General features: G+C 69.3%; 7 protein-coding genes. 1 reads left to right on the top strand and 6 read right to left on the bottom strand.

Going from position 1 to position 8,346, the window contains the following annotated elements:
- Positions 1-98: 98 nt before the first annotated feature.
- Positions 99-1,667, bottom strand: coding sequence for an AMP-binding protein (locus ACWF62_RS13460; RefSeq protein ID WP_452630307.1), 1,569 nt, complete (start codon positions 1,665-1,667; stop codon positions 99-101).
- A gap of 156 nt (positions 1,668-1,823) precedes the next feature.
- Between ACWF62_RS13460 and ACWF62_RS13455 the strand changes: the two genes are divergently transcribed.
- Positions 1,824-2,582 carry an FAD-binding oxidoreductase gene (locus ACWF62_RS13455; RefSeq protein ID WP_378508938.1) on the top strand — a complete coding sequence of 253 codons (759 nt, stop codon included), beginning with the start codon at positions 1,824-1,826 and terminating at the stop codon, positions 2,580-2,582.
- A 147-nt stretch (positions 2,583-2,729) separates the two neighbouring features.
- Here ACWF62_RS13455 and ACWF62_RS13450 read toward each other — a convergent pair whose 3' ends face one another.
- From ACWF62_RS13450 to dnaK, 5 genes are all read right to left on the bottom strand, one after another.
- Positions 2,730-3,893 carry an FAD-binding oxidoreductase gene (locus ACWF62_RS13450; protein WP_378508939.1) on the bottom strand — a complete coding sequence of 388 codons (1,164 nt, stop codon included), beginning with the start codon at positions 3,891-3,893 and terminating at the stop codon, positions 2,730-2,732.
- A gap of 379 nt (positions 3,894-4,272) precedes the next feature.
- On the bottom strand, positions 4,273-4,674 hold the full coding sequence (locus ACWF62_RS13445) for a heat shock protein transcriptional repressor HspR (protein WP_378508940.1): 402 nt from the start codon (positions 4,672-4,674) through the stop codon (positions 4,273-4,275).
- Positions 4,675-4,715: 41 nt separating this feature from the next.
- Positions 4,716-5,897 (bottom strand): molecular chaperone DnaJ, encoded by a 1,182-nt coding sequence (dnaJ, locus tag ACWF62_RS13440; protein ID WP_378571442.1) that lies wholly within the window; start codon positions 5,895-5,897, stop codon positions 4,716-4,718.
- Between the two features lie 33 nt (positions 5,898-5,930).
- Positions 5,931-6,509, bottom strand: coding sequence for a nucleotide exchange factor GrpE (gene grpE / locus ACWF62_RS13435; RefSeq protein WP_378508942.1), 579 nt, complete (start codon positions 6,507-6,509; stop codon positions 5,931-5,933).
- The gene (gene dnaK, locus ACWF62_RS13430) at positions 6,506-8,344 is read right to left on the bottom strand and encodes a molecular chaperone DnaK (protein WP_378571440.1); all 1,839 of its coding nucleotides are present in this window, start codon (positions 8,342-8,344) and stop codon (positions 6,506-6,508) included. Before dnaK ends, grpE begins: the two co-directional genes overlap by 4 nt.
- Between the last annotated feature and the right edge of the window lie 2 nt (positions 8,345-8,346).

The following is an 8,346-nucleotide window of genomic DNA, read 5'->3' as shown; positions in this document are numbered from 1 at the left end:
GGGGGTTACAGGGGGGGGGGGGGGGGGGGCCCCCTGGGTGGAGAACGGGGGGGGGTTGTTGTGGGGTCTCTGCTCGGGCCCCCCCCCGCGAGCGGGTGCTACACGGCGCGCGCCGCGCCCTCCCAGTAGCGGGCCCGCAGGGCCTTCTTGTCCAGCTTGCCGATCGGCGTCAGCGGGAGCGAGTCGACGAAGTCGACGGTCTTCGGGGCGTGCACGGCGCCCTTCGCGTCCTTCACGATCGTGTACAGCTCGTCGGCGGTGACGGCCCCACCGTCACGGAGGACGACGCACGCCTTGACGGCCTCACCCCACTTCTCGTCCGGCACACCGACGACCGCGACCGACGCCACCGCGGGATGCGCGGAAATGACGTCCTCGACCTCCCGCGGGAACACGTTGAACCCGCCGGTGACGATCATGTCCTTCTTGCGGTCGACGATGAACATGAACCCGTCCTCGTCGAGGCGGGCGATGTCGCCGGTGTGCAGCCAGCCGCCACGCAGCGCCTCCTCGGTCTCGGCCGGCTTGTTCCAGTACTCCTTCATCACCAGCGGGCCGCGGACGCAGATCTCGCCGAGTTCGCCGCGCGGCACCTCGTTGAGCTCGTCGTCGAGCAGCTTGACGTTCAGCCACGGCACCGGGCGGCCGCAGGACGCGAGCCGCTCGGGATCGTCCGCGAGGTGCTCCTCCTTGCGGAGGACGGAGATCGTCATGCCGCACTCGGACTGCCCGAAGTACTGGAAAAAGATCGGGCCGAGCTTCGCGATGCCCTCCTGCAGGCGGGCCGGGGACATCGCGGCCGCACCGTAGAACAGCGTCTCCAGGCTGGAGACGTCGCGGGTCTGCAGGTCGGGGTGGTCGAGCAGCATGTAGATCATCGTCGGCACCAGCATCGTCGAGGTGATCCGGTACTTCTCGATCGCCTCGAGCACCGCGCCCGGCTCGAAGGCGGGCAGCACGACGAGGGAGCCGCCGCGCATCAGCGTCGGCACGAAGAAGGCCATGCCCGCGTGCGAGAGCGGGGTGCAGGCGAGGAAGCGCATCTCGTCGGGGAACTGCCACTCCGCCATCTGGATCTGCGGCAGCGTGACCCCGGACGCGAAGGTGTTGACGACGCCCTTCGGCTTGCCGGTGGTGCCGCCGGTGTAGACCATGCTCGACGGGTCGTCGCCGTCGACGTCGGCGGCGACGAGTCGCGCGGGCGCGAATCCGGATGCGAGGGCGAGGATGTCGATGCCGACCTCGGACGGGCCGAGCGCGAAGAGGTTCTTGAGGGTCGGGACGGCGGCCTTGAGTTCGGCGGCCCGCCCCTCGAACGCGGTGGGATCGAAGATCAGCGTCTCGATCTCGGCGTCACCGAGGATGTACGCGTGGTCGTCGACCGACCCCATCGGGGCGAGCGCGGTGTTGCGGCAGCCGAGGATCATCTGCGATCCGACGCTGATCAGCACCTCGGGCCGGTTCTTCGACAGCATCGCGACCGTCGACCCCTTACCGATGCCCTGCGACGCGAGGGCCTGGCTGAAACTGCTGATCTGGTCGCGCATCTGGCCGCCGGTGAGCACCACGTCACCGAGGTACAGCGCGGGCCGGTCCGCGTTGCGTTCGAGCGCGGTGATCAGCAGGTCCGCCAGGAACTGCGGTCGGTGCAGGACGTCGGTGGTCATGGGAACTCCGCTCGTGATGGGCGCCGGGCGCGCGTGGTGTGACTCACACAGTAGATTCGAAACTGACACATGTTCTAGTGGTTGCGCAAGCGTCGGGTGCGCTTTCCCGGCATCGGACGCTCGGTATGTGCACCGGCACGGCGCGCGCCGAATACGATGTGCGGCGTGAACGATCAACCGGTGGAACTGTGGACCGCGACCGTGGTGCAGCACCACCGATTACGGGAAGACCTTGCCGTCATCCGCCTCGAGAGCGAGTTCGTCCCGTTCACCGCGGGGCAGTCGCTCGGGGTGATCGTGCCGCAGAACCCGGGTCTCGGGCGCCGCTACTCCCCCGCCCTGCCACCGTCCCTGGACGGCAAGCTCGAGTTCCATGTCCGCGCCGTGCCCGCGGGCTGGCTCAGCCGGGCGATCGTCGCCGAGACCGTCGTCGGGGACCAGTGGGAGGTCGGCGCCGCCAGCGGCCGATTGTCGGTGGATCCCGATGCCCGCGAGGTCATCATGGTCGCGGGCGGCACCGGCCTGGCGCCGCTGCGCGCGATGATCCTCGACCTGGCGCGTCGCGCGGAGCCGCCGCGGGTGTTCCTGTTCATCGGCGGCAGGCACCCCCGCGACCTGTACGCATCCGACATGCTGTGGCTGCTCGACGAGCAGCTCGACTGGCTGACCGTGATCCCGGTGGTCGAGGACGTCGTCGACCCGGCGTGGCCGGACGAGTGGCACGAGCGGGTGCGCGGCGCCGCCGGATACGGCGAAGACCATTGGATTCAGGGCACCCTCGCTGACGTCGTCAGCTCCTACGGCGCCTACGTCGACCATCAGGTGCTCGTCGTCGGCTCCCCCGGCATGGTGCGGGCCACCGTCCGCGCCCTCGTCGACACCGGCACCCCCGCTGGCGCGATCCAGGTCGGCTGACAGTCCCCCTGCCCCTGCCCCTGCCCCTGCCCCTGCCCCGAGTGAACGGAAGCGTTCAGTCGACCTGATCGAATGAACGTGCCGTTCGCTCGGGGTACCGCGACCACCAGTCGTGGCCGACGCGGGCACGGGACCGGTGCGACTGCGTCAGGTCAGCGGGTCGTGCCGGATGTTCTCCATCGGCGTGCCCTTGGCCTGCAGGCGGTACTTGACGGTCTGCACGGTCGACGGGGAACCGACAATCTGGATGTCGCGGTCCTCCCAGGCGCCGAACTCGGCCACCACCTCACCGAGCTTCCCGGTCAGCCGGGCCTGCATTCCCGGCGGGGTGACCGGCTCGGGATCGGTGTGCCACCACGGGTTCACATCCTCCGCAGACACCGGGATCACCGTCAGCCACGGGTTGGTGCGCGCGAGCTGCCACAGGATGTCGAGGTCGTACAGGTCGCACGGATAGGTGCCGCCTGCGAACAGGTGCACGCGCGGGTTCCGTCCCCGCATCGCCATCTCCATCACCTGCGCGCGCAGCGGCGCGATCCCGGTGCCGGAACCGATCATCAGCATGTCGCGGCCGCGGCTGCGGTCCACCCCGAGACCACCGAGCGGCGCGCTCAGCTGCCAGACGTCGCCGGGCCGGGTCTCCCGGACCATCGACGCGCTGACCCAGCCGCCAGCGACACGACGGACGTGGAACTCGATCTGGCCTGCCTCGTTCGCCGGGATCGCGGGCGAAAGGTACCGCCACATCCGCGGCCTGCCCGGCACACTGACGCCGACATACTGCCCCGCGCCGTAGTGCATGGGCTGGTTGAGCTGCAGCCGGATCACCGCGACGTCCTGCAGGACCTGCTTGTGTTCGACGACGGTGCCCGTCCAGGTGGCGGGCTCGCCGCCCTCGTTGAGCGCCTCGATCATCGTCGCGGCGATCAACGCGATCGCCTCCCGCCACGCGTCCTCGACCTCGTCGGTCCACAGTTCGGTGCCCGCGAACCGCTCGAGCGTCGACAGCAGCGTGCCGCCGACCGCATAGAAGTGTTCTTCAGCGATGCCGTATCGACGGTGGTCGCGGCCCAATTGGGTGAGGAACCCGCGAACCAGGTCCGGTTCGTCGAGCTTGTCGACGACATACCCGATTGCCTCGAGTAGGCGGTCGGCCTGCATTTCCATCACGGCCGGGAAGATGTCCCGCATCTGCGGGTAGCGGGCAAACAGAATCGAATAGAACGTACGCGTGACCTGGACGCCACCGTCCTCGGCAGCCGCAAGGGCCTTGAACGTCGTCCGGACATGTGAGATCGCCGTTGAATCCACCGCAGGTTCCCCGTTCCGCACACGCACGGACCCGCCACTGTCCCCGGCGGGCCCGTGATGCCCGCGACGGACGCCGCGGGCGTTTCGGAGAGTTTAGGCGACGCGCGGTGCTGGTGTGAAGAAGAGTGGCCGGTGGGAAGATGTGACGCTCGTCCCGTTTCCGGCCACCCGCCAGCGCTCCGCCCCCGACTGACCTCGCCCCGGCTGACCCCGCCCCCGGCTGACCCCGCCCCCGGCTGACCCCGCCCCCGGCTGACCGAATGTGGGATTCGGTCAGTTCAACTGACCGAATCCCACATTCGGTCAGGGGGTGGGGCGGCGGTCAGGGGGTGGGGCTTCGGTCAGGGGGCGGGGCGGGTGGCAGGGGCTGGCGAGGCGCTCAGCGCTCGTGCCGGGGCTTCCACACGACGATGGAGTTGCTGCGCGGCAGCGGCACCAGGTCGCGGCGGTAGCCCGCGGCGAGGCGGGCGATCTCCGCTGCCATCTCGGTGACCCGATTCTGCAGGGCCTCGACCTGATTGGTCAGTTCGATGATCCGCTTGATGCCCGCGAGGTTGACGCCCTCGTCCTGGGACAGCCGCTGCACCTCGCGGAGCAGGGCGACGTCGCGGGGCGAGTAGCGCCTGCCGCCGCCGGTGGTCCGGTGCGGGGTGACGAGGCCGAGTCGGTCGTAGTTACGCAGCGTCTGCGCGTGCATCCCGGCCAGTTCGGCCGCCACCGAGATGACGAAGACCTGCGCGTCGGGGTCGAGCGCACCGTTCGTGTTCGGCTTGTCGGCCATGCCTCACCTCCGCGGGATCCCGATTGTCGCGATGCGGGTCATCAGGCACCCGCCCAGCCAGCGCGCGGATCGAATCCGCTCGCCTTTTCCGCCTCGAGGTACGCGGTCAGCGCCTCGGTGGCCTTCTCGTCGAGCTGGGTCGGCACCGCAACCTTGACGGTGACGAGCAGGTCACCGGCCCCACCGGACCGCTTCGGCACGCCGCGGCCGCGGACCCGCAGGATCCGGCCGTCGATGGTGCCCGCGGGAACCTTCACCCCGACCCGCCCCTCGAGGGTGGGCACCGACAGGGTGGTGCCGAGCACCAGTTCGCCGTAGCTGACGGGGACGATGACGGTGAGGTCGTCGCCGTTGCGGCCGAACACCTTGTCTGGGGTGACGTGCACGGTGACGTACAGGTCACCGGACTGCGCACCCCGCAGGCCGGCCTCGCCCTGACCGGCGAGACGGATCTTCTGCCCGTCGCTGACGCCTGCGGGGACGCGGACGGTGATGTTTCGGGTGCGGTTCTGCACCCCGGTGCCGCGACAGTCGGTGCACGGGTCGTCGATGATCGACCCGGTACCCCGGCAGTCGTCGCAGGGCTCGCTGAATCCGAACGCGCCCTGGTTGCGGCTGACGATGCCGGATCCGTTGCAGCGTGCACACACCCTCGGGCTGGTGCCCGGCTTGGCGCCGCTGCCGTGGCAGGTGGTGCACGACGCCGGGCTGGTCAGCCGCAGCGGCACGGTGGCGCCGGTCGCGGCCTCCCGGAACGGGAGGGTGGTCTCGGCCTCCACGTCGGAGCCGCGCTGCGGGCGGGTGGGGGTGCGGGTTCCGCCGCGTCCACCGCCGAACAGTCCGCCGAACAGGTCGCCGAGACCGCTGTCTCCGGCGGTCCCGCCGCCAAACAGGTCGCCGATGTTGAACTCGCCGCCGCCGAATCCACCACCGCCGGTGGTGTATTGGTTGCCGGGCGCGAAACCGCCGTGCCCGAACCCGCCGGACGAGAACATCCGCCGGGTCTCGTCGTACTCCTTGCGCTTGGCGGGGTCGGAGAGGACGGCGTTCGCCTCGCTGACCGCCTTGAACCGTTCCTCGGCGGCGGTGTCACCGGGATTGGCGTCGGGATGCAGATCCCTGGCAAGTTTGCGGTAGGCCTTCTTGATCTCGTCGGCCGAGGCGTCGGAGGAGACACCCAGGTCCTTGTAGAAGTCCTTCTCGATCCACTCCCGTTGGCTCACCGGGTGCCTCCTCCTCTCGTTGTTTCTGCTGTTTTACTCGGCTGGCGTGGCTGCGTCGCCGTCGGTGACGGTCACCATCGCGTGTCGCAGCACCCGGTCGCCGTACTTGTAGCCCTTGCGGAGCACGACGCCGAGCACCGGGTGGTGCCCCTCGCCCTCGTGCTGCACGGCCTCGTGCAGTTCGGGGTCGAAGGCGTCACCCTCGTCGCCGAACCCGGCGAGGCCGAGTCCGGTGAGCACTCCGGTCAGCTTGTCCGACAACGCCTTCAGCGGCCCGGTCTCCAGGTCGCCGTGGGCACGGGCCCGGTCGAGGTCGTCGACGATGTCGAGGAACTGCCCCACCACGGACGCCTTCGCCGCCTCGACGGCGGCCTGACTGTCCCGCAGCGACCGCCGCCGGTAGTTGGCGTATTCGGCGGTGACGCGCTGCAGGTCCGCGGTCAGCTCGGCGACCGGGTCCCCCTCGGGGGCGGCAGCGGATTCCGCTGCCGCACCCTCGGTGTCGGAGTCGGGGGTCTGCGACTGCTGGTCCCCACCGGCCTCCGGGTCGAGCGTGATCTCGTCGTCGACGAGGGCGTCGCGTTCGGCGCCGGTTCCTTCCGAGGACGTCACTTCTTGTCCTGGTCGGTCGGCTCGTCCACGACCTCGGCGTCGACGACGTCGCCGTCCTGGGCCTGGGCCGCGCCATCACCGGCGGACTCGGCGGCCTGCGCGGCGTAGATCGCCTCGCCGAGCGCCTGGGACTCGGTCGCGAGCTTCTCCACGGCCGTCTTCACGGCGGCGATGTCGCTGCCCGCCAGCGCGGTGTTGGCCTCGACGATGGCCGCCTCAACCTTCTCCTTGACGTCGGCCGGGACCTTGTCCTCGTTGTCCTTGATGAACTTCTCGGTCTGGTGCACGAGCGACTCGGCCTGGTTGCGGACCTCGGCCTCCTCGCGGCGGGCCTTGTCCTCCTCGGCGTGCGCCTCGGCGTCCTTGACCATCCGGTCGATCTCCTCCTTGGACAGGCCGGAGCCGTCCTGGATCTTGATCGTGTTCTCCTTGCCGGTGCCCTTGTCCTTCGCGGTCACGTGCACGATGCCGTTGGCATCGATGTCGAAGGTGACCTCGATCTGCGGCACGCCGCGCGGGGCCGGCGGGATGCCCGCGAGCTCGAAGGAGCCGAGAAGCTTGTTGTGCGAAGCGATCTCGCGCTCACCCTGGAAGACCTGGATCTGCACGGACGGCTGGTTGTCGTCGGCCGTGGTGAAGGTTTCGGACCGCTTGGTGGGGATCGTGGTGTTGCGTTCGATGAGCTTGGTCATCACGCCACCCTTGGTCTCGATACCGAGGGAGAGCGGGGTGACGTCGAGTAGCAGCACGTCCTTGACCTCGCCCTTGAGGACGCCGGCCTGCAGGGCGGCGCCGACGGCGACGACCTCGTCCGGGTTCACGCCCTTGTTGGGCTCGCGGCCACCGGTCAGCTCGCGCACCAGGTCGGAGACGGCGGGCATGCGGGTGGAGCCACCGACGAGCACGACGCTGTCGATCTCGCCGACGGAGATGCCCGCATCCTTGATGACGGACTGGAACGGCGCGCGGGTGCGGTCCAGCAGATCGGAGGTGATCTTCTGGAACTCGGCGCGGGTGAGCTGCTCGTCGAGGAACAGAGGGTTCTTGTCCGCGTCGACGGTGATGTACGGCAGGTTGATGGAGGTCGACTGCGAGGACGACAGCTCGATCTTCGCCTTCTCGGCGGCCTCACGCAGACGCTGCAGGGCCATCTTGTCCTTGGTCAGGTCGATGCCGCTGGACGCCTTGAACTTCTCGACGAGCCAGTTCACGACCCGCTCATCCCAGTCGTCGCCGCCGAGGTGGTTGTCGCCGGAGGTCGCGCGGACCTCGACGACGCCGTCGCCGATCTCGAGCAGGGACACGTCGAAGGTGCCGCCGCCGAGGTCGAAGACCAGGATGGTCTGTTCCTTCTCACCCTTGTCGAGGCCGTACGCGAGCGCGGCCGCGGTGGGCTCGTTGACGATGCGCAGCACGTTGAGGCCCGCGATCTGACCGGCTTCCTTGGTGGCCTGCCGCTGCGCGTCCTCGAAGTAGGCGGGGACGGTGATGACGGCGTCGGTGATCTCCTCGCCGAGGTAGGCCTCGGCGTCGCGCTTGAGCTTCATCAGCGTGCGGGCGCTGATCTCCTGCGAGGTGTACTGCTTGTCGTCGATGGCGACGGTCCAGTCGGTGCCGATGTGGCGCTTGACCGAGCGGATCGTGCGGTCGACGTTGGTGACCGCCTGGTTCTTGGCGGGCTGGCCGACCAGCACCTCACCGTTTTTGGCGAAGGCGACGATCGACGGGGTGGTGCGTGCGCCCTCGGAGTTGGCGACCACTACGGGCTCGCCGCCTTCGAGCACTGCCACGACCGAGTTGGTGGTCCCGAGGTCGATACCGACCGCACGAGCCATAG

Source organism: Rhodococcus sp. NPDC054953 (genome assembly GCF_053609225.1).
Note: the sequence above shows the minus strand (reverse complement) of the source record. Positions and strands in the feature narration are given on the sequence as shown.

Coding starts and splice junctions, on each gene's coding strand:
- ACWF62_RS13460 (WP_452630307.1), bottom strand. CDS start 1,667: ATGACCACCGACGTCCTGCACCGACCGCAGTTCCTGGCGGACCTGCTG.
- ACWF62_RS13455 (WP_378508938.1), top strand. CDS start 1,824: ATGTGCGGCGTGAACGATCAACCGGTGGAACTGTGGACCGCGACCGTG.
- ACWF62_RS13445 (WP_378508940.1), bottom strand. CDS start 4,674: ATGGCCGACAAGCCGAACACGAACGGTGCGCTCGACCCCGACGCGCAG.
- dnaK (WP_378571440.1), bottom strand. CDS start 8,344: ATGGCTCGTGCGGTCGGTATCGACCTCGGGACCACCAACTCGGTCGTG.